The organism is Burkholderia sp. MSMB1588, assembly GCF_001546925.1.
Taxonomy (GTDB): Bacteria; Pseudomonadota; Gammaproteobacteria; order Burkholderiales; family Burkholderiaceae; genus Burkholderia; species Burkholderia humptydooensis.
Map to the genome: position 1 here is coordinate 2,292,946 of NZ_CM003770.1, position 20,849 is coordinate 2,313,794.

The 20,849-nt window shown below is 68.7% G+C and carries 19 protein-coding genes and 2 pseudogenes; 9 read left to right on the forward strand and 12 right to left on the reverse strand.

Translation table 11 applies throughout. From position 1 onward, the window contains the following. Window positions 1-85: 85 nt before the first annotated feature. Window positions 86-235 (reverse strand): annotated as a pseudogene (locus WS92_RS34580) (phenylacetate--CoA ligase); the annotation flags it as partial. A gap of 110 nt (window positions 236-345) precedes the next feature. Here WS92_RS34580 and WS92_RS09430 point away from each other — a divergent pair. Then, complete coding sequence (locus WS92_RS09430; protein ID WP_009914918.1) at window positions 346-1,431, forward strand: calcium:cation antiporter; 1,086 nt, start codon at window positions 346-348, stop codon at window positions 1,429-1,431. A gap of 87 nt (window positions 1,432-1,518) precedes the next feature. On the opposite strand, the gene WS92_RS09435 is transcribed toward WS92_RS09430, so the two are convergent. Further along, complete coding sequence (locus WS92_RS09435) at window positions 1,519-2,487, reverse strand: LysR family transcriptional regulator (protein WP_059929928.1); 969 nt, start codon at window positions 2,485-2,487, stop codon at window positions 1,519-1,521. 20 nt (window positions 2,488-2,507) lie between these two features. Here WS92_RS09435 and WS92_RS37145 point away from each other — a divergent pair. The 5 genes and pseudogenes from WS92_RS37145 (at window position 2,508) to WS92_RS09460 (ending at window position 8,078) form a co-directional block, all read left to right on the forward strand. Further along, window positions 2,508-2,771: pseudogene (locus WS92_RS37145) on the forward strand (hypothetical protein). A 61-nt stretch (window positions 2,772-2,832) separates the two neighbouring features. Continuing rightward, window positions 2,833-4,011 carry an HPP family protein gene (locus WS92_RS09445; protein ID WP_059929930.1) on the forward strand — a complete coding sequence of 393 codons (1,179 nt, stop codon included), beginning with the start codon at window positions 2,833-2,835 and terminating at the stop codon, window positions 4,009-4,011. A gap of 142 nt (window positions 4,012-4,153) precedes the next feature. After that, on the forward strand, window positions 4,154-4,567 hold the full coding sequence (locus tag WS92_RS09450; protein ID WP_059929933.1) for a MarR family winged helix-turn-helix transcriptional regulator: 414 nt from the start codon (window positions 4,154-4,156) through the stop codon (window positions 4,565-4,567). 34 nt (window positions 4,568-4,601) lie between these two features. Further along, window positions 4,602-6,473 carry a chloride channel protein gene (locus WS92_RS09455; protein WP_059929935.1) on the forward strand — a complete coding sequence of 624 codons (1,872 nt, stop codon included), beginning with the start codon at window positions 4,602-4,604 and terminating at the stop codon, window positions 6,471-6,473. A gap of 180 nt (window positions 6,474-6,653) precedes the next feature. Further along, window positions 6,654-8,078, forward strand: coding sequence for a class I SAM-dependent methyltransferase (locus tag WS92_RS09460; RefSeq protein ID WP_231755895.1), 1,425 nt, complete (start codon window positions 6,654-6,656; stop codon window positions 8,076-8,078). Window positions 8,079-8,230: 152 nt separating this feature from the next. Here the strand turns inward: WS92_RS09460 and WS92_RS09465 are convergent, their stop codons facing one another. Next, window positions 8,231-8,962, reverse strand: coding sequence for a LytR/AlgR family response regulator transcription factor (locus tag WS92_RS09465; protein ID WP_059929939.1), 732 nt, complete (start codon window positions 8,960-8,962; stop codon window positions 8,231-8,233). 1 nt (window position 8,963) lies between these two features. Next, window positions 8,964-9,983, reverse strand: a complete 1,020-nt coding sequence (locus WS92_RS09470; RefSeq protein WP_015602742.1) for a sensor histidine kinase — start codon at window positions 9,981-9,983, stop codon at window positions 8,964-8,966. Window positions 9,984-10,669: 686 nt separating this feature from the next. Here WS92_RS09470 and WS92_RS09475 point away from each other — a divergent pair. Beyond that, window positions 10,670-11,212 carry a DUF6622 family protein gene (locus WS92_RS09475; RefSeq protein ID WP_006027336.1) on the forward strand — a complete coding sequence of 181 codons (543 nt, stop codon included), beginning with the start codon at window positions 10,670-10,672 and terminating at the stop codon, window positions 11,210-11,212. A gap of 101 nt (window positions 11,213-11,313) precedes the next feature. Here the strand turns inward: WS92_RS09475 and WS92_RS09480 are convergent, their stop codons facing one another. Genes WS92_RS09480 through WS92_RS09490 form a run of 3 tightly spaced genes read right to left on the reverse strand, consistent with a single transcriptional unit; the run spans window position 11,314 to window position 14,035 of the window. Beyond that, on the reverse strand, window positions 11,314-12,375 hold the full coding sequence (locus WS92_RS09480) for a hypothetical protein (RefSeq protein ID WP_059929941.1): 1,062 nt from the start codon (window positions 12,373-12,375) through the stop codon (window positions 11,314-11,316). Then, window positions 12,372-12,752, reverse strand: coding sequence for an ABC transporter permease (locus WS92_RS09485; protein WP_059929943.1), 381 nt, complete (start codon window positions 12,750-12,752; stop codon window positions 12,372-12,374). Before WS92_RS09485 ends, WS92_RS09480 begins: the two co-directional genes overlap by 4 nt. 35 nt (window positions 12,753-12,787) lie before the next feature. After that, window positions 12,788-14,035 carry an MFS transporter gene (locus WS92_RS09490; protein ID WP_059929945.1) on the reverse strand — a complete coding sequence of 416 codons (1,248 nt, stop codon included), beginning with the start codon at window positions 14,033-14,035 and terminating at the stop codon, window positions 12,788-12,790. A gap of 719 nt (window positions 14,036-14,754) precedes the next feature. Here WS92_RS09490 and WS92_RS09495 point away from each other — a divergent pair. Further along, the gene (locus WS92_RS09495) at window positions 14,755-15,033 is read left to right on the forward strand and encodes a hypothetical protein (protein WP_231755900.1); all 279 of its coding nucleotides are present in this window, start codon (window positions 14,755-14,757) and stop codon (window positions 15,031-15,033) included. Window positions 15,034-15,114: 81 nt separating this feature from the next. On the opposite strand, the gene WS92_RS09500 is transcribed toward WS92_RS09495, so the two are convergent. Continuing rightward, window positions 15,115-15,609 carry a GFA family protein gene (locus WS92_RS09500; protein ID WP_059929948.1) on the reverse strand — a complete coding sequence of 165 codons (495 nt, stop codon included), beginning with the start codon at window positions 15,607-15,609 and terminating at the stop codon, window positions 15,115-15,117. A gap of 213 nt (window positions 15,610-15,822) precedes the next feature. Between WS92_RS09500 and WS92_RS09505 the strand changes: the two genes are divergently transcribed. After that, on the forward strand, window positions 15,823-17,124 hold the full coding sequence (locus WS92_RS09505; RefSeq protein WP_059929951.1) for a UDP-N-acetylglucosamine 1-carboxyvinyltransferase: 1,302 nt from the start codon (window positions 15,823-15,825) through the stop codon (window positions 17,122-17,124). A gap of 33 nt (window positions 17,125-17,157) precedes the next feature. Here WS92_RS09505 and WS92_RS09510 read toward each other — a convergent pair whose 3' ends face one another. From WS92_RS09510 to WS92_RS09525, 4 genes are all read right to left on the reverse strand, one after another. Beyond that, window positions 17,158-17,925 (reverse strand): ABC transporter ATP-binding protein, encoded by a 768-nt coding sequence (locus tag WS92_RS09510; protein ID WP_009914904.1) that lies wholly within the window; start codon window positions 17,923-17,925, stop codon window positions 17,158-17,160. A 74-nt stretch (window positions 17,926-17,999) separates the two neighbouring features. Further along, window positions 18,000-18,713 carry an ABC transporter permease gene (locus WS92_RS09515; RefSeq protein WP_015603311.1) on the reverse strand — a complete coding sequence of 238 codons (714 nt, stop codon included), beginning with the start codon at window positions 18,711-18,713 and terminating at the stop codon, window positions 18,000-18,002. Then, window positions 18,710-19,399: an ABC transporter permease gene (gene hisQ / locus WS92_RS09520; protein WP_059929952.1), complete on the reverse strand. Its 690-nt coding sequence runs from the start codon at window positions 19,397-19,399 to the stop codon at window positions 18,710-18,712. Before hisQ ends, WS92_RS09515 begins: the two co-directional genes overlap by 4 nt. Before the next feature lie 316 nt (window positions 19,400-19,715). After that, window positions 19,716-20,831, reverse strand: a complete 1,116-nt coding sequence (locus WS92_RS09525; protein ID WP_059929954.1) for a porin — start codon at window positions 20,829-20,831, stop codon at window positions 19,716-19,718. Window positions 20,832-20,849 lie beyond the last annotated feature (18 nt).

Below are 20,849 nucleotides of genomic sequence, written 5' to 3' on the forward strand. Positions count from 1 at the left end.
CACGTCCGCGGCTTCGCCGCATGCCGCGCCGCCAGGCGGCGCCCTCTCACGCCGCCTTGCCGCGCCTGTCGATCACCCGCTTCGCCTTGCCTGTCGTGCCGCTCGACGCGTGCACGCGCGCCACCTGCTCACGCGGCACCGCGAACAGGCCGAACGGCTAGTTCTCGCGCAAGTCGTCCTTCGTCGAGAGCGGGAATTTCGCGAGGTCGGCGAGCGTCTTCAGGTCGTCCGGATGGCGTGGCCGCCGGCCACTCGCCGAAGCGCCGCACGGCCGGGCGCCGGATTTCGGTGCCGGACCGCCTGTTAGAATCCCTGCTCGCGCCCTGCCACGACCAAGGACACTTCATGCCGATCTCATCGTCCGCTCTCCCGCGCTGGACGCTCGCCGCCCCGCTCGCCGCCTGGCTGGTGCTAGCGCTGTCGCGCGTCGTGCCGGCCGAAGGCTTCGTCATCGCATTCGTCGCCGCCGCGCTCGCGGGCGCCGTGTTCTCCGCCGTTCACCACGCCGAAGTCGTCGCGCATCGCGTCGGCGAGCCGTTCGGCACGCTCGTGCTCGCGATCGCCGTCACCGTAATCGAGGTCGCGCTGATCGTGTCGGTGATGCTGTCGGCCGGCCCCGAGAAAGCGGGGCTCGCGCGCGACACCGTGTTCGCCGCGGTGATGATCGTCTGCAACGGGATCGTCGGGCTGTGCCTGCTCGTCGGCGGCTGGAAGCACGGCGAGCAGGATTTCCAGGGGCGCGGCGCGACGAAGGCGCTCGCGGTGCTCGCGTCGCTGTCGGTGCTCTCGCTCGTGATGCCGAACTATCTGAGCGCCGCGCCCGGCCCGCGGCTGTCGACGTCGCAGCTCGCGTTCGCCGGCGTATCGTCGCTCGTGCTGTACGGCGTGTTCGTGTTCGTGCAGACGGTCCGCCACCGCGACTACTTCCTGATCGACGGCAGCGCCGACGAATCCATCCACGCGGTGCCGCCGAGCGGGCGCACCGCGCTCACGAGCATCGTGTTCCTGTTCGTGAGCCTCGTCGCGGTCGTGCTGCTCGCGAAGCTCCTGTCGCCCGCGGTCGAGCGCACGGTGCTCCGGCTCGGCGCGCCCGAGGCGGCCGTCGGCATCGTGATCGCCGCGCTCGTGCTGCTGCCCGAAGGGCTCGCCGCCGTCGGCGCGGCGCGCGCGAACCGGCTGCAGACGAGCATGAACCTCGCGCTCGGCTCCGCGCTCGCGAGCATCGGCCTGACGATCCCGACCGTCGCCGCGGTGTTCATCTGGACGGGCAACCCGCTCACGCTCGGCATCGGCGCGATGGAGACGGTGTTGCTGTCGCTCACGCTCCTCGTCAGCACGCTGACGCTCAGCATGGGGCGCACGACGGTGCTGCACGGCGTCGTGCATCTGTCGCTGTTCGCCGCGTATCTGTTCCTGTCGGTCACGCACTGACCGCGCACCGGCGCGGCAGGCATGCTCTTCCGGCCCGCCCCGGCCGACGCCGGCGATCGGCGAGTCGCGCGGCGATGCGCAACGCCGCTACGCGACCTCGCGCAACACCTTCCCCGCGCCGCCTTTCAGCCGGTTGAGTTCCTTCAGATCGTTTTCGAGCGCGGGCGCGAGCGTCGTGCGCAGATGATCGAGGAACGTGCGGATCTTCGCGTCGAGATAGCGGCGCGTCGCGTAGACCGCGTACACGCTCAGCGTGTCGAGCCGATAGTTCGGCAGCACGCGCACGAGCCGCCCTTCGCGGATGTCGTCGAGCGCCGTGTACAGCGCGATCGAGCCGATCCCGCGCCCGGCGCGCACCGCCACCGACAGCGCGTCCGGCACGTTCGCCTGGAACGGCGCGGGCGGCAGCGCATACACGGTCTCGTCGCCGTCGTCGCGCTCGAGCCGCCACTCGCCGCCCGGCGACGCCGGCGTGTCGAGCCGCAGGCACACGTGCTTCGCGAGGTCCTCGGGCGTCGTCGGCGTGCCGTGCCGGGCGAGATACTCGCGCGACGCGACGAGCACGCTGCAGCTCGTCCCGCAGGTCTGCGCGACGTAGCCCGAATCGGGCAGATGCGACGCCGACACGATCGACACGTCGTAGCCCTCCTCGACGAGATTCGGCATCCGCTGCGCGAGCGTGAGCTCGACCGACACGTCCGGATTGTCTTCCTGATAGCGGACGATCGACGACACCACGTGGCTCTGCCCGAGCCCCGTCATCGCATGGATGCGCAGCTTGCCGCTCGGCCGCAGCAGCGCGTTGCGCGCCTCGGCGTTCGCATGGTCGATCTCGGCGAGGATCGACTTCGCGCGTTCGAAGTAGCGCTGGCCGCTTTCGGTCAACCCGAGGTGACGGGTCGTGCGGTGCAAGAGGCGCGTTTGCACGTGCGCTTCGAGATTCGAAACGGCGCGCGACACCTGGGCCGTGGTCGCGTCGATTTCCTTCGCGACCGCGGTGAAACTGCCGGCTTCGACGACGCGCACGAACAGGCGCATGTTATCGAGCATGTCCATGAGATGGGCTTCGGGAATGAATGGGAAACGATGGCCGGCGGGATGCGGCGCTCGCCGCGATGCGCGGCCGGGGACGGCTGATCGACCGGATGCGCGGGCCATGAGACAGGCTGGGGGCGGGCATCGCGGGCGGCAAATTATGTGATTCGTCGAGATCAGATCGGGCGAATTGTACGCCGATGCGCGCCGGCGCGCGCGCTCGCGCCGATTTTCCGCATCCCGAAACGCCGACAGCCGACCGCGCAATCGGCGAGGTCAGCAATTTATATCACAATGGCATATAATTTCGGGCCCGTCGCGCGACCGATCGGCGCACCCTTCCATTTACGTTACGGCAGTCCGACCTTGTCTTCGTCCCCCGCGTTTCGTCATCGCCTCGTTCATTGGCTCCTGCGCTTCGTCCCGATCCCGGTCACGCTCGGCCGGCGCGAGCGGCTGCGCTCGTGCGCGGGCGCGCTCGTCGGCATCGGCTGCGTCGGCGTGACGATGCGCGTGCTGCCGGGCATTCCGGGCGACGTGCCGCTTCTCGTCGCGCCGATGGGCGCCTCCGCCGTGCTGCTGTTCGCGGTGCCCGCGAGCCCGCTCGCGCAGCCGTGGTCGCTGATCGGCGGCAACCTCGTCGCGGCGGCGGTCGGCGTCGCGTGCGCGCAGTGGATCGCCGATCCCGTGCTCGCCGCGTCGCTCGCGATCGCCTGCGCGATCGGCGCGATGTTCGCGCTGCGCTGCGTGCATCCGCCGTCGGGCGCGGTCGCGCTGACGGCGGTCGTCGGCGGCCCGGCCGTGCACGCGCTCGGCTTTCGCTTCGTCGTCGAGCCGATCGCGCTGCAATCGGCGGCGCTCCTCGGCGCGGCGCTCGCCTATCACGCGCTCACCGGCCACCGCTATCCGCACGGCGGCGCGCGGCCGCAGCCCGAATCGAACGCGCACGCCGCGGCCACGCCGCCGCACGCGCGCTTCCTGCGCGCCGATCTCGAGGCGGCGCTGAAGAGCCGCAGCGAATGGCTCGACGTCGCGCCGGAAGACCTCGAATCGCTGCTGCGCGAAACCGAGCTGCGCGCGTACGCGCGCACGTTCGACGAGCTGACGTGCGCGGACATCATGTCGCGCCACCCGATCAGCATCACGCCCGACACGCCGCTGCCCGCCGCGATGACGCTGCTCGACCGGCACCGGATCAAGGCGCTGCCCGTCGTCGACGCTCACGCCCGCGTCGTGGGCATCGTCACGCGCGCGGACTTGTCGAAGGCCGCGCCTTACGCGACGCCCGGCTTCCTGCGCAACCTGTCCGCGCGGCTGCCGCGCTCGCTCGTCGGCCCGCCGTTCGTCGCGCGCGCGGTGATGAGCGCGCGCGTGCACACGGCGCGCACGACGACGCCGATCGCCGAGCTCGTGCCGCTCTTCGCCGATCACGGCCACCACCACATTCCGGTGGTCGACGCGGACCACAAGCTCGCCGGCATCGTCACGCAGGCGGACCTGATCGCCGGGCTCTACAGGCAATCGCAGGTGCGGCTCGCCGCGTGACCGGCGGCGAAGCGACGAAGCAACGAACGGACGACCCAGCGAGGAGGGACTCGGCACCATGAATCCGGGCATGCCCAATGCCGCGAAAATACATCACAATGTGATATATTTTTCGCCTTTTTTCTATCACGTTGGAACGTCGATGACGAAACCGGCACGCGAGCTGCGCAAGACAGATTTCGAACAGCTTTCCGAATTCCGCTATCAGATGCGGCGCTTCGAGCGCTTCTCCGAACGGGCCGCGCAAAGCGAGGGCATCACGCCGCTGCAATACCTGCTGCTGCTGCACATCAAGGGCTATCCGGCGCGCGACTGGGCGACGGTGGGCGAGCTCGCCGAGCGGCTGCAGGCGCAGCATCACGGCGTCGTCGCGCTGGTGACGCGCTGCGAGGCGCTCGGCCTCGTGCGGCGCAGGCCGAGCGACACCGACCGCCGGCAAGTCGAAGTGCATCTGGAGGCGGCCGGCGAGCGCGTGCTCGCGCGGCTCGCCGAGCTGCACCGCGCCGAGCTGAAATCGCTGCGAGGCGCGTTCCAGGTGCCGCAGATCGATTACTGAACCGATAAGACCACGAACGTTTCCCCCCGACATCATGAGCATCGCCGCCCCACACAAACGCGATTTCGCGTCGAACGCGCGACTGCCGCGCATCGCGCTCCTCGCGCTCGCGATCGGCGTGCTCAGCACGTTCGCCGCGTTCGCGCTGCTGAGCCTCATCCACCTGTTCACGAACCTGTTCTTCTTCCAGCAGTTCTCGTTCGCCGACCGCTCGCCTGCGCTGAACACGCTCGGGCCGTGGGCGGCCGCGGTGCCCGTCGCGGGCGGCATCGCCGTCGGGCTGATCGCGCGCTTCGGCTCGGAGAAGATCCGCGGCCACGGAATTCCCGAAGCGATCGAGGCGATCCTGTTCGGCAAGAGCCGGATGTCGCCGAAGGTCGCGGTGCTCAAGCCGCTCGCGTCGGGCATCGTGATCGGCAGCGGCGGGCCGTTCGGCGCCGAAGGCCCGATCATCATGACGGGCGGCGCGATCGGCTCGCTGATCGCGCAGTTCGTGAAGGTGACGGCGGCCGAGCGCAAGACGCTGCTCGTCGCGGGCGCGACGGCCGGGATGACCGCCGTGTTCGGCACGCCGGTGGCCGCCGTGCTGCTCGCCGTCGAGCTGCTGCTGTTCGAATGGCGGCCGCGCAGCTTCCTGCCGGTCGCGCTCGCGTGCGCGGTCGCGGGCTTCGCGCGCGCCGCGTTCTTCGGCGTCGGCCCGCTGTTTCCGGTCGAGACGGCGGCGCCGACGGCCGCCGCACTCGGCTCGTGCGCGCTGGCGGGATTCCTGTCGGGCGCGCTCGCGTGCGGGCTGTCGGTCGCGCTCTACAAGACCGAGGACTGGTTCGGCAAGCTGCCCGTCCATTGGATGTGGTGGCCCGCGATCGGCGGCCTCGCGGTCGGGATTGGCGGGCTGATCGAGCCGCGCGCGCTCGGCGTCGGCTACGACGTGATCGGCGATCTGCTGCACGGGCACATCGTGCTGCAGATCGCGCTCGCGATTCTCGTCGTCAAGGCGGTGATCTGGGTGATCGCGCTCGGCTCGGGCACCTCGGGCGGCGTGCTCGCGCCGCTGCTGATGCTGGGCGCGGGGCTCGGCACGCTGCTCGGGCCCGCGCTGCCGGGCGGCGAGCCGGCGCTGTGGCCGCTCGTCTGCATGGCGGCGACGCTCGGCGCGACACTCGGCGCGCCGCTCACCGCGATCGTGTTCGCGTTCGGCCTCACGCACGACACGAACGCGCTGCTGCCGCTCCTCACCGCGACGCTCGTCGCGCACGGCTTCGCGACCGTCGTGATGAAGCGCTCGATCATGACCGAGAAGATCGCGCGGCGCGGCTATCACATCTATCGCGAATACGGCGTCGATCCGCTCGAGCGCCATTACGTCGACGAAGTGATGACGCGCGGCGCCGTGACGATCGACGCGGACCTGAGCGCCGACATCGTGCGCGCGCGGTACTTCGGCGCGACGCAGGCGCACCGCGCGTATCCGGTCGTGCGCGACGGCGTGCTGATCGGCATGCTCGATCGCGCGACGCTCGATCGCGGCGCCGACGCGCGCGAAGGCGGCGCGGACGACAGCGACAGGCAGGCAGGCGATGCGCGAGCGGCGCAGACGCAGGCGGTCAACGCGCAGGCGGCCGACCCGCGGGTAATCGACATGCTGCCGCGCCGCGCCCCGCTCTTTTCGCTCACCGACGAAACGTGCCGCCTCGTCGCGACGCGGCTCGCCGTGCATCAGCTCGAACGCCTGCCGGTCGTCGCCGATCCGGACACGATGCAGCTCGTCGGCATCGTGTCGCGCAGCGATCTCGTGAAGCCGGCGCTGCGCCATTTCGACGACGAGCACAAGCGCGAACGCTTCCGCCGTGCGCATCCCGCCGCGTTCGTCAAGCGCCGCTTCGCGCCGGCGCGCAAGGCGGGTTGAGCGGCGCGCGGCCGGATTCGGGAGCCGCGCAACACGATCGTCCGCCATGACGGCTACGCCCAAGGACCGTATGGTAAGCTTCCACGACAGGCCGAAAGCCGGCCTGCCGGTCGCCGCGCGGCCCGGCGACGCTTCGCGGGCCGCGCAGGAATCGGCAACCGAGTCGTGCCCTTCATTCCCATGCAAGCATCCGATCCCGCCTCCGGCTACCTGAGCGACGTGACGTTCCCGGACCGCTTCCATCGCGAACTGTCCCCCGCGTGGCTCAACTACGCGAGCGTGCTGGGCGGCGCCCGCCCGAAGGAACTCGGCCGGCCGTTCCGCTACCTCGACCTCGGCTGCGGCTTCGCGCATTCGACCGTGATCAATGCAGCGGCGTTTCCGCACGCCGAATTTCACGCCTGCGACTTCAATCCCGCCCATATCGAAGCCGCCGCGCGGCGCGCGAACCGGCTCGGCATCGGCAACGTCGCGTTCCACGAGGCGAGCTTCGACGCGCTGCTCGAGCAGGATCTGCCGCCGTTCGACTTCATCGTGATGCACGGCATCTACAGTTGGGTCGACGCCGACGTCCGCCGCGTGATCCGGCAGTTGCTCTCGCGCCGGCTCGCCGACGGCGGGCTCGTCTATCTCAGCTATAACTGCCAGCCGGGCTGGTCGGCCGAGGCGCCGCTGCGCAAGCTGATGCTCGAGCTCGCGCAGGCGGCCGACGGCGGCATCGAAGCGCGCACGGGCAGCGCGATCGCCGGCATGCAAAAGCTCGGCAGCCCGAGCTTTCGCTACTTCCGCGACAATCCGGCCGCCACCGACGCGCTGGCCGCGCTCGCGAACGATCCGCTCGACTACCTCGCGCACGAATTCCTGAACGGGACGTGGAAGATCCATTACTCGGTGGACGTCGTCGACGAAATGGCCGAAGCGGGCCTCGCTTACGCGGGCAGCGCGACGCTCGCGGACAATCATCCGATGCTGCTGATCGACCGTCAGGCAGCCGACGCGATCGCGGCGCTGCCGAACGCGCGGCTGCGCCATCTGGCCGAGGACTTCGCCGTCAATCGCCGCTTTCGCCGCGACGTGTTCGTGCGCGGCGCGCGCGCGAGCGCGGCGCCCGCCGACGCGCTCCGCCATCTCGACGAGATCGCGATCGGCTGCACGACCGAGGTCGACCGGATCGACGCGCGCGTGACGATTCCGCGCGGCGCGATCAGTTTTCAGCCGGACTTCATCGCCGATCTGCGCGCGCTGATGGGCCAGGGCGCGATGCGCATCGGCGAGATCGTCACCCGTCTCGGGGGGGAGCGCCGCAACCCGCGGGAGATCCGGCAGAACCTGCTGTTCCTCGTCGCGAGCGGCGCGTTGACGCCGTTCGCGCAGCCGGGCGGCCATACGGAAACGGGCGCGCGGCGGGCGGCGAGCCCGGCCGCCGCGGCAGCGCTCGCGAGCAGCGTCGACGACGCGGCGCCCGCCTACGTGCCGTGCGAGCCGCTCGGCAACGGCATCGCGGTGAGCCCCGACGAGGCGGCGCAGGCGCTGCGCTGGATCGCCGGCGACGCGACGCCGCGCCCCGACCGGCTCGCGCGCGTCGGCGTGCTGCGCGGCGCGTGAGGCGCGCGAGCCGGTTCGGGCCGCCGCCTCATCGAATCCGCAAGGCCGGCGCGGCGGCGCCACACGAACTGCGATTCCCGCCGCCGTTCGTCGCGCCGTCCCGGTTGTAATTGGCGACGCTCGCGCGCGGCCGGTTCACCGGCATGTGCGCGTCACATGTGCTTGAACAGCCCCGCATACGCGCGGCTCACGGGCAGCACGTCCCGGTGGCCGCGCAGATGGATGCGCAGGCGCCCGAGCAGATCGCGCTCGATCCGGTCGACCGCCGCATACGCCACGATCACGCCGCGATGCACCTGCGCGAAGCGATCCTGGTCGAGCCGTTGCAGCAGTTCCTTCAGCGGCGTGCGGATCACGTGCCGCTCGCCCGCCGTCACGACCTCCGTGTATTTGTCGAGTGCCTGAAAATACAGCACGTCGTCGATGGGCACGAGCCGCGTCGTGTCTTTCAGCCCCACCGTCAGCCAGCGGATCGGCGTCGGCTCCTTCGGCAGCCTCGCGTCCGACAGCGCTTGCGCGCCCGGCGCCGCGAAGCCGCCGCGCTGCAGCTTCGCGATGCAGCGCAGAAGGCGCTCGTCGGTCACGGGCTTGAGCAGGTAGTCGATGGCCGAGCGGTCGAACGCCTCGACGGCGTACTCGTCGTACGCCGTCACGAACACCACGTGCACGTCGGGCACGAGGCTCGCGAGCTTGAGGCCGTCGATGCCGGGCATCCGGATGTCGAGAAACGCGATGTCGGGGCGCGCGGCATTCAGCGCGGCCAGCGTGTCGACGCCGTTGCGCGGCGTCGCGACGATCTCGAGCTCGGGCCACAGCTCGGCGAGACGCTCGGCGAGCTCGGCGGAAAGGTTCGGTTCGTCATCGGCAACGAGCGCGGTCGGCATGTCAATCGATCGGGATTTGCAAGGTCGCGGTCACGCCCCGCGTGGCGCCGGCCGTCGCGCCGACCGACACGCGGCCGCGCTCGCCGTGGAGGCTCTTGATGCGTGCGACGACGTTGGCCAGCCCGACGCCGCCATGCAGCTTGGTTTCGCCGTTGCCGAGGCCGACGCCCGTGTCGATCACGCTCAGATCGAGCATCCTGCCGTTGCGCCGGCCGCTCACGCGGATCTCGCCGCCGTCGATCGACGGCTCGATCCCGTGCAGCAGCGCATTCTCGACGAGCGGCTGCAACAGCAGCGGCGAAAACGCGAGCTCCCGCAACGACGCCGGCACGTCGATCGCATAGCGCAGCCGCTCGCCCAGCCGGATCGACGCGATCTGCAGCAGCGCCTCGACGAGTTCGAGCTCCTCGCCGAGCGTCGACGTCGCCTTGCGGGTGCGGCCGAGGCTCGCGCGCAGATACCGGTTCAGGCTGTCGAGCATCGTCGACGCGCGCGCCGGATCGCGTTCAATCAGGCTCTGCACGTTTGCGAGCGTGTTGAACAGGAAATGCGGCTCGATCTGCGCCTGCAGCAGCGCGAGGCGCGCGGCCGTCTCCGCCTGGCGCGCCTCGGCCGCCTCGCGGCGCTGCGTCTCGAGCGACGCGCGCATCCGCGCCGCCTGCATGAACAATGAAAGGAACGCGCAGGCGATGCCGGCGACCGCGAACGACGATCCGTACGCGAACCATTCGCGAACGCTTGCGCGCCCGATCAGATGCGGCACGTGCCCGATCGTCGACGCCGTGATCTCGAAGCCGGCGAGCACGCTGACGGGCGCGATGATCAGCACCTTCGGCAGCACCGCGAGCTTGCCGCGCGTCAGCTTGTCGGCGCACCGGCTGAGCAGCAGCGCGGACAGGCCGATGCCGTTCGCGAGCACGAGATAAGGCAGCACCGCGTCGTCGCGGCGGTTCGCCCACGAGCTCAGGCCGACGATGCAGTTGAACAGCACGAGTCCGGCCAGCCCCAGCATCCTGCGCATGGGCCGCGCGGCGCCGGAGTCGGCCGTCCGCGCGGAAAAGAAGGAATGGAGCCGGCTTTGCATGGTGTCGAACGGAGCGTGAGCATGAACGCGAACGGGCGCGATACTGCAACCATAACGTGCAACCATAACGCAGGCGCGCATCGGCGGCGGCGCGTGCGACGAACGGCGCAGGCGCGCGACGAGGCGCCGCGGCATCCGACGCGCCGCAACGCCACGGTGACGATTGTAGTGGAACGCCGCGCCGGTTCGGTGCGTGGAATGCGGCGGGCCGCCCGCGCCGTCGACCGTTCGTCGTTTCCCGTTCTCCGTTCCCTGCGCGGCGTCGAACGGCATCGAACGACATTGCCGATCGGCAGGCGCGGATTATTGCGACGCAGCATGCATCGAAACGCAACGGAACGAAACGCGCGCCGACGCCCGTGCGTGCGCCGATTCCGCCCGCCGATTCGCGGGCAACCTGCCCGCGTCGCCCGGATCGGGCCGCCCATTCGCCCACGATTCGCCAACGATTCACCAACGATTCACCAACGATTCACCAACGATTCACCATCGCTCGTCGCAACATTCATCGCACATCGACGCCGTTCGTCGCCCGGAACGCGCCGTTCGTCGCAAACCGACGCGCACGTGTCCGATCGCGTCTATCGTGACCGACAGACAAGCCCGATGAAGGCCATTCGATCATGTACCCAACGTTCCATCTCCCGAGCTACGTCTACGTGCTGTTTTGCGCGCTCGTCTACATCGGCGTGAAACGCTGCTTTCCGCGCCAGGTGACGCCGACGCGGCCGCTGCTGTCGCCGATCGTGTTCGCGATGCTCGGCATCACGAGCCTCAACGCGCTGTTTCCGCACGCCGGCATCGGCGCCGACGCCGTCGCGCTCGCGAGCCTCGCGGCCGGCGCGGTGCTCGGCTGGCTCCATGCGCGCCGCTGGCGGCTGCAATTCAACGTCGCGCAATCGCGCCTCGTCGTTCGCCTGCCCGGCGACGCGAGCCTGCTCGCGACGCTGATGCTCACGTTCGCCGCCGAGACGTACATGCATTACGCGATCGCGGCCGCGAAGCCGTGGGCCGCGACGAGCACGTTCGTCCTGCTGTCGTTCGCGGTGTGGGGCCTGCTCGTCGGCATGCCGCTCGGCCGCGCGATCAACGTGGCCGCACGCTGCGTCCGGTACGCGAACGGGCCGCGCGACAAGGACGGCGCATACACGTTCGACTCGAACTGATGGTCGAATCGATGCGTGACGCATGACGCGATGGCTGCGCGCCGCGCGCGCTCGCGCGCCCCGCCCCCGCCGCCCGATCCCGCAACCGCCGCCGGCGGAGCTCAGAAGAAGAACGTCACGACGCCCTGCACGATCTCGCTTTGCGCCTGCGCGCCGTACACGCTGCGCGACGCGCCGTGATTGCCCTGCCACTGCACGGCGACGTCGGTGCGCGGCCAGTGGTAACGCGCCTCCAGCCACGTGAAGTAGCTGTGATCGTCGATATCGTAGCGGCCCATCGCCTTCAGATCGAGATGCCGGACGAACGCATCCGGCATCGACGCATAGACGAACAGCGACTGCCGCGTCATCAATTCCTGCGCGACGCTCGCGCTCGCGCGATACCCCCAGTAGCGCGCCGAATCGTTTTGCAGCGCAAGCCACGCGCCGCGGCTCGCGCTCGCGCCGTCGTAATCGTATTCGAGCGTCAGCGACAGCTTGTTCGCGAACGTATGCGTGAGCCCCGTCGCGAGCTTCGACGTCAGCCGCTTCGGCGCCTGCGCGGTGTCGGCGATCGCGTTGCCGCGCCCGATCGCATATTCGACGAAGCCGACCGTCGCGTCGTCGATCAGCGCGGTCGCGTTCACGCCGAGTTGCGGTGAGATCCGCTCGCCGCCGTACAGCAGCCATTGCGGCGCGAATTCGCCGACGAGCCGCTGCGACACGCTCAGCATGTAGCGCGTCCACCGGTTCGTCGCGCCGAAATCGGGATTGAAGGTCGCGGCGCTCGGCCGCGTGTCGATGCGCGGCGAAACGAGCGCCGTCACCGAGCCGCCGTCCCACAGAATCTGCCCGCGCGCCATCACGCTGCCGAGCCGGTTCTCGCGCAGGCTCTCCGGGTCGATCGACACGACCGAGCGCAGCGCGCCCGCCTTGAAGAAATCGGTCGGATTGAACCCGGAGGCGACGCCCTCGCGCAGATTGATGCGCCCGACATCGACGATCGCATTCGGGCTCGCGCGCCAGCTCACGTAGGCCTGCTGCAGCGTATCGACCGCGTTGGTCTGCGCGACGCCCGCGCGCCACCCCGCGTCGAGGCGGTTCGACACGATCACCCGCCACGCGCCGAACGTGCCGTCGTAGGCGAGCGTGCTCGACATGCGCAGGTTGTCGTCGAGCGTCACGGGCCCCGTCTGGCTCGCGGCCGTGTAGTTCGCCGCGGCCGCTTCAAACGTGCCGCGCCAGTTGCTGCGGGCAACGGGCGCGGCGGCCGCAGCATCGGCTCCGTCTGGCCGGGCGGCGTCCAGTGCAGTTGCGCGCGATTGATCAGGAAGCTCGCACCGAACACGAGCAGCGTGCCCAGCGCCGCGCCGCAGACGCCGAGCAGGAAGTCCTCGCAGACGAACATGCGCCGGATGCCCGCACCGCGCACGCCGATCGCGCGCAGCGTGCCGATTTCGTGGGTGCGCTCCATCACCGCCATGTTCATCGTGTTGCCGACCGTAAACATCACGATCGTCGCGATCAGCACCGCGATGAAACCGAAAATGGCGCCGAACATGCCTCGCCCGGCGAGCCGACCGCCGCCGCCATCGCTCAATCGGGCAGCGGTGCGTGCTGCGGCACGGCATACGCCGCATCCGGAATCCGCTCGAGCCTCGACACCGCGGACAGTACGATCACGGCCGCCTGAATCGCGAAGCCCGCGACCGACGCCCAGATGCACGCGTCGATCCCGAACCGGCCCGCGACGACGGCGCCCGCGAGCGCGCCGAGCGGACGCGCGCCATAGGTCGCGGCGCTGTTGATCGCGGACACGCGGCCGAGCATCGTCGACGGCGTGATCGCCTGACGCAGCGTCGTCGACGCGACCGTCCACACGATCGGCCCGACGCCGAGCAGGAAAAAGCCCGACGCCGCGAGCCAGAACGACGGCACGAAAATCGACATGACCATGACGAGCGACGCGGCGAGGCCGCAGACGGGCCCGATCGTGAGGACGACGCCGAACTTGAGGCGCCGCGCGATCGCCGGCGCCATCGACGCGCCGCCCATCATGCCGATGCCGTACGCGGCGAACGTCATGCCGATCCGCGGCGCGCCCAGCATCAGATGATGGACCGCATACGGCACATATACCGCCTGCAACGTGAAAAAGCCGATATTGAAGAAGACTGCGGTGACGATCATCGGCCGCAGATGACGATCGCGATAGACGAACCGCGCGCCGTCACGCAGCTCGGCGGCGAAGCGCTTGCGCGGCGCGGCCGGCGAGCGCGCGTCCGGCAATCGGGCCAGCAGCAGCATCGCATAGGCGGACAGCATCGCCGCCACGCCATAGGCCCATTTCGCGCCGGTCCAGCCGACCAGCGCGCCGCCGATCGCGGGGCCGGCCGAGTACGCGGCGCTGCGCGCGAGCTCGATGACGCCGTTCGCTCGCGCCAGTTCCGCGCGGCCGACGAGCGCGGGAACCAGCGCCGGCGCGGCCACGCCATACGCGACGGTCCCGCACGCGCCGACGAAGCCGAGCATCGCGAGCGACGGCAGCGTCAGCGCATGCGCGGCGAGCAGCGCCAGCGCGACGGCCAGCGCGAGCGCGCGCAGGCCCTCGGCCGCCGCCATGATCCTTTTGCGCGAATGCCGATCCGCCCATACGCCGAGCGGAATCGAAAGGAGCAGAAACGGCAGCGTCTGCGCCGTCTGCAGCAAGGCGGTGCCGCTTGCGCTCGCGCCAAGCGTCAGCACGGCGACGAGCGGCGTCACCGCGAGGCCGATCTGCTCGGCCGACTGCGCAACGCAGTTCGACAGCGCGAGGCGCCGGAATGGAATGGAAAGGCGGGGCATCGTTGCACCTCGTTCGGAGTCGGTCGACAAGAGATGCCCTGCACGTTACGCAAGCTCGCCGCGCCACGCGCTCCATTTATTGCGGACCAATCCGCGGGCCAATCTACGAACCCATCCGGCTCGCGGCGATACGCGCAAGCCGAAGCATGAGCCCCGGGAGTAAAAACTTCGTCGGTTCAATGAGGTCCGCATGTCCCCGCCAAACCGGGACCGCGCGTCAAACAATCCATGACATTCGCGGCCCGCCGATTTGAACGTGCTTAACAGTCATTGCGTGCGGTCTTTGCCATCATGAACTCAACGAATACGAACGCGACGGGGCCACCGTTAGCATGCACCCTGCGCCAGCGGCCGAAGAGCCGCGCGGCGTAGGCTGACGGTTTCGATCGCCTCAGCCGGCGCGGCGGATCGCGCGCCGCCTTCCTGCTTCATTTCTTCGCAGCGCCAATCAAATCATCCGCAAGCACGCACGTCGCCCCGGCAACGCCGGGGCGGCGGTATTCGCACGCGCCACGCACAGCGCACGCCGACGCGATTGGCAAGCGCCTTAACATCTTGTTTCCGAATTGTTGGAACATCGCGGGCGATGCGCACTCAGACTGGATCGTAGTACCTGTTGAAATCCGATTCACGAATCACGACCAGAGGGAGATAACGTGAAATACTTACCGCTCATCGCATTGATCGTGGCAACTTCGGCCAGCGCCGCGGGCGCCGATATCAAGAACGTGGGACAGAGCCAGAAACCCGCGCCGGACGTCTCGGCCTGCATTGCGAAGACCTGGGCCGACAAGTCGCAACAACAGGTCGTCACGCAGAACGTGCTCGCGAACGGTCTCGCCGCTGACGTCTATGTGCCGGGCCAGCAGCCGCCGAACGGCGCGGCCGCGGTCGTGCGCCCCGCATTCTCGGGCAACGCGAAGACCTCGGTCGGCTTCCGCGCGGGCAGCGGCTCGGCGGACGGCGCGGCCGCGGGCGACATCAACAGTTGCCTGTAACGCCCGACGTGCCGGCGCTGCCGGCATGACATGAACCGAAACGCCGGCGCGACACGTCGCACGCAACGGCCGCCGACGCCGCTAACGTTCCCGCTTCGCGCGCAACGCCGCGCGTCGCGCGCGGCTCTCGGCCGACCAGACTTCGTCTGACGAGTAGTACTCGGGAACGGCGCGTGCGTCGGGCGGCAGGATCACCCACGGCTGCTTCGACGACGTGAAGATATGAATGTCGGGCGGCAGGCGGTCCGGCTCGTCGAGCGTGCCGACGCGAACGAAGCTCACCGCGCTGCCGCCGCCCGCATAATGGCTCCATACCGCGATGCGGCAGTGCGGGCAGCGCGCGATCTTCTGGCCCTTGCCGCTGTTCGACGGCGTATCGACGATGTCGACTTCGCCGCGCAGCAGCAGCAAGCGGTCCGATTCGATCAGCGCGTTCAGCGCGAACGCCGTGCCGGTTTCCCGCTGACACCAGCGGCAATGGCAGCAATGCACGATGAGCGGCCGGGATGTCATCCGGTAGCGCACCGCGCCGCATGTGCAACCACCTTCGTAGATCGGGGAATCGTCGGTTTGCATGCGTCGCCTCGCTTGAAAAGGGTACGATCGCCGTTGCTTCGCGCAATGCGATGATCCCCTTTCGCGCGATGCCTGTGAAGTGCCCGCCTCAAGTGCCCGGCCGTTTTCCGCGGCACGCCGGACGCGCCGAGCCGCGCGACGAATCTGCGAAATCCTCGCGATCGGTGGCATGATATCGACCTTGCGCGTCATTACATCCACCTGCATCCGAACATGTCGAACCTGATCGTCCACGGCGGCGCCCCGCTTCGCGGAGAAATCACGCCGTCCGCCAACAAGAACGCCGTCCTCCCCATCCTGTGCGCGACGCTCCTCACCGACCGGCCGCTGCGGCTCGTCGGCGTGCCTGACATCACCGACGTCCGCAAGATTCTCGACATCTTCCGCACGCTCGGCAGCGATGTCGCGATCGACTACGCCACCGGCGTGCTCGACCTGCACCATCGCGCGACCGCGTTCGATCCGGCCGTGCACCGGCTGCCGGAGGAGATGCGCTCGTCGATCATGCTGGTGCCGCCGCTCCTTGCGCGCTTCGGCGTCGCACGGCTCGAGAACGACGTGAAGGGCTGCACGCTCGGCGTGCGCGAGATCGATCCGCACGTGGAAGTGTTCGAGCGCTTCGGCGCGCGGATCGAGCGCACGTCCGATTCGCTGATCGTGCGCGCCGACGGCCCGCTCACGCCGAATCATCACTGGCTCGACTACGCATCCGTCACGACGACCGAGAACTTCGTGCTGTGCGCGGCGTCGGCGAACGGCACGTCGACGCTCGTCAACGCCGCGTCGGAGCCGCACGTGCAGGAGTTCTGCCGGTTCCTCGCGATGCTCGGCGTGCCGATCGAGGGCATCGGCACGTCGCATCTGAGCGTCCAGGGCGGCCGCGCGCTCGTGGGCGGCGAATACCGCTTCAACGAGGACTTCCACGAAATCGCGACGTTCCTCGCGCTCGGCGCGATCACGGGCGGCGACATCGCGGTGCGCAACGGCTCGCCCGAGCAGTTCCCGCTGATCGACCGGACCTTCGCGAAGTTCGGCGTGCAGGTCAAGCACGAGAACGGCTGGTCGCACGCGCTGCGCGACGGTCCGCTGAAGGTCAAGCAGCCGTTTACGCGCAACATCCTGACGAAGGTCGAGGCCGCGCCGTGGCCTTACCTGCCCGTCGATCTGCTGCCGATCTTCATCGCGCTCGGCGTGCAGGCGCAAGGCAGCGTGATGTTCTGGAACAAGGTCTACGACGGCGCGATGGGCTGGACGGGCGAGTTGTCGAAGTTCGGCGCGCACGTGTTCCTCTCCGACCCGCATCGGCTGATCACGTTCGGCGGGCTGCCGCTCAGCCCGGCGCGTGTCGAGAGCCCGTACATCATTCGCGTCGCGATCGCGCTCTTGATGGTCGCGGCGAGCATCGACGGACGCTCGGAGATCCTGAACGCGCAGCCGATCCGGCGCGCGCATCCGCACTTCGTCGAGAATCTGCGCTCGGTCGGCGCGAACGTCGAGTGGACGAGCGGCGAATGAGCCGGCGTGCGCGCGCCGCCGCCGGCCGGCCGCCTACTTGAGCCTGCCCGACAGGAACTGCGACAGCCGCTCGCTCTTCGGATTGACGAGCACGTCCCGCGGATGTCCCTCCTCTTCGATCCGCCCCTGGTGCAGGAAGATCACGTGATTCGACACGTTGCGCGCGAAGCCCATCTCGTGCGTGACGACGATCATCGTTCGCCCTTCTTCCGCAAGCGCCTGCATCACTTTCAGCACTTCGCCGACGAGCTCCGGGTCGAGCGCCGACGTCGGCTCGTCGAACAGCATGACTTCGGGCTCCATCGCGAGCGCCCGCGCGATGGCGACGCGCTGCTGCTGGCCGCCCGACAGGTGCGACGGATACTTCGCCTCGACGCTCGGCGCAAGCCCCACCTTCCGCAGATACTCGCGCGCCCGCGCCTCGGCCTGGGCGCGCGACAGGCCGAGCACGCTGACGGGCGCCTCGGTCACGTTCTCGAGCACCGTCATGTGCGCCCACAGGTTGAAGTGCTGGAACACCATCGCGAGCTTCACGCGCATCCGCTGCAATTGCTTCGGATCGCCGATTTTCGGCGCGCCGCGCCGGTCGCGCGTCACGCGGATCGACTCGTCGCCGAGCGTGATCGTCCCCGAGCACGGCTGCTCGAGAAAATTGATGCAGCGCAGGAACGTGCTCTTTCCCGAGCCGCTCGAGCCGATGATGCTGATCACGTCCCCCGCCTTCGCCTGCAGCGAGATGCCCTTGAGCACTTCGTTGTCGCCGAACTTCTTGTGCAGGTCATCCACCGTCAGCTTGTACATTCGCCGTCGTCCCTGATCGTATTTGATCGTCGTTGTGCTTCGTTGATCGGTACCGCCCGCGCGCGACGCGCGCATCAATGCCCCTGCGGCCTCAGGTACGCGAGCCAGCGCGCTTCCATCCGGCGGAACAGCCAGATCAGCGCGAACACGACGACGGCATACAGCGCGGCCGCGATCCCGTACGCCTGAAACGATGCGTAGGTGGCCGAATTGACGTCGCGCGTGACCTTCAGGATGTCGGGCACCGTCGCCGTGAACGCGAGCGTCGTCGCATGCAGCATCAGGATCACTTCGTTGCTGTAGCTCGGCAGCGCGCGGCGCAGCGCCGACGGCAGGATCACCCGCGTGTACAGCTTGAACCGCGGCATCCCGTATGCGAGCCCCGCCTCGATCTCGCCCGGCGACGTCGATTTGATCGCGCCCGCGAAGATCTCGGTCGCGTATGCGCATTCGTTCAGCGTGAACGCGAGCAGCGTGCAGTTCATCGCGCTGCGGAAGAAGCCGTCGAGCCATGCGTGGTCGTGCACGACGCTCAGGCTGTAGATGCCCGTGTAGCAGAGCAGCAGTTGCACGTAGAGCGGCGTGCCGCGGAACACATACGTATAGAGCCAGACCGGGCCCGACACCGCGCGGCTGCGCGACGCGCGCGCGATCGCGAGCGGCACCGCGAGGCCGAAGCCGAGCCCGATCGACACGACGAGCAGCCATAGCGTGATCGCGAGGCCGCTCAACCGATAGCCGTCGCTGAACAGGTAGTTCTGCCAATATTGACCGATGATCTGAATCACAGCGCCAGCCTCCGCACGCCCGCCGAATAGCGTTTTTCGAGGTACATCAGCACGAGGTTCGACAGCGTCGTGATCGCCAGATAGATCGCGCCGGCCGCGAGCGTGAAGAAAAAGAAGTTCAGCGTGCTCTTGCCGGCGTCCTGCGACGCCTTCACGACATCGGCCAAGCCGATGATCGACACGAGCGCGGTCGCCTTCACGAGCACCTGCCAGTTGTTGCCGATGCCGGGCAGCGCGAAGCGCATCATCTGTGGGAACATGATCCGCGCGAACACGCGCCACGCGCCCATCCCGTACGCGAAGCCCGCTTCGAGCTGGCCGCGCGGCACCGCGAGGAACGCGCCGCGAAACGTCTCGGTGAAGTAAGCGCCGTAGATGAAGCCCAGCGTGACGATGCCGGCGACGAATGGGTCGATGTCGATCTGATCGACGCCGAGCATGTCGGTCGCATCGTTCAGCAGGATCTGGATGCCGTAGAACAGCAGCAGCATCAGCACGAGATCCGGCACCGCGCGAATCAGCGTCGTGTAGAACGTGCCGACGCTCGCCAACGCGCGATTGGACGACAGCTTGGCGGCCGCGCCGGCGAGCCCGAGCGCGAGCGACGCGGCGAGCGACAGCACGGCGAGCTTGACCGTCTCGACCGTACCGACCCACAGCAGCGGGCCGAAGCCTTGAAAGAGCATCTGCGATTTCCTCGATGTGCGCGGGCGCGGCGCGCTGCCGCCGCGAAGCGGGCGCGCAACCTGTCCGTCGGGTTTCCGGGAGTTGACGAACCGTTTCGATGCGGCGATTCCGGCCGCGCCGAAGTTGTATGTACAACTTTGCGTCGGCCGATTTTGCCCGGCAATCCGTGTTTTTCTCTAATGCCCGAACGGCCGCATCATGCTCAAGCGCGACGCGCGGGCGATCCGGTACGTTCGCGCGCACGGTTGCCTGCGAAAAAAAGACCTCCGGGCGATCGGCGGACATCCTCTCTTCCCGCACCGCGCGACGCACGCGTCAGAAGGTATGCATCATCCCGACATACGCGCCCGTCTGCGATTCTCCCGCGAGCGGGCTCGTGTTCGGCGTCGCGTCGCGCGGCGTCGCGAGCAGCGAGAAGTTCGAATTCCCGCCGTTGCGCACATAGGCGAGCGTGCCGTACAGGAACGTGCGCTTCGACAGGTTGTAAGTCGTCCCGAGCGCATACATGATCGCGTGGCCGGACGGATCGTGCGACGCGTCGCCGCCGTCGCCGCCGCGCACGCGCACGTAGTAGCCGCCGCCCGTCACCGCCCATTGCGGATTCGCCTGATACGTCGCGCCGAGCCAGAAGTGATCGGCGCGATCCGCGAGGCCCGCCGGCGTATCGGGCGCGGAGTAATGTGTGTACGCGCCCTGGATCTTGAACTTCTGCACCTTCACGTTCGCGCCGATGAAATATTCGCGCGAGCTCGAGAAGATGTTGCTCATCCGGCCGTTGCTGTCGCGCAGTTCGTCATAGATCCCGCGCACGTCGAGCATCGGCGAGTGATACGAGATCATCACGCCGTCCGAGCGGCCGAAGTCGCCCTGCGCGCCGTAGTTGAAGCCGCGCGACTGATTGCCGAACGCATACTGCGCCTGCACGTCGAAGCCGCCGAACACCGGGCTGTGATACTCGACGTTGTTGCTCGTCTGCTGCCAGTTGCGCCCGCGCACGAGCGACGCCGACGAAAACGCCTGCTGGACGAACGGATCGAATTCCCACACGCCATCGCTGTCGATGAAGAGGTTGCGGCCCGCCTGCAGCGTGCCCCACGTGTCGTTCCTCAAGCCGACGTACGCGCGCCGCGACCACATCCGGCCGCCGCCCGTCGTGCCGTTCATCACCTGGAATGCGGTCTCCAGGTTGAAGATCGCCGACGTGCGTCCGCCCAGATCCTCGGCGCCCTTCAGGCCGAACATGCTCGTGCCCCAGTCGCCGCTCTCGGCGCTCCAGCGCGACGAGCTTCCGCCCGAAGGATTCGCGATGTGATTCAGATATTCGACGCCGCCGTCGACGCGGCCATAAAGCGTGACGCTCGTCTGCGCGCAAGCGAGCGCCGGCCCGGCCGCGACGAGCGCGGCCATCATCTTCCTCGAATGAAAACCCATTGTTCTCCGCCTGTTGTC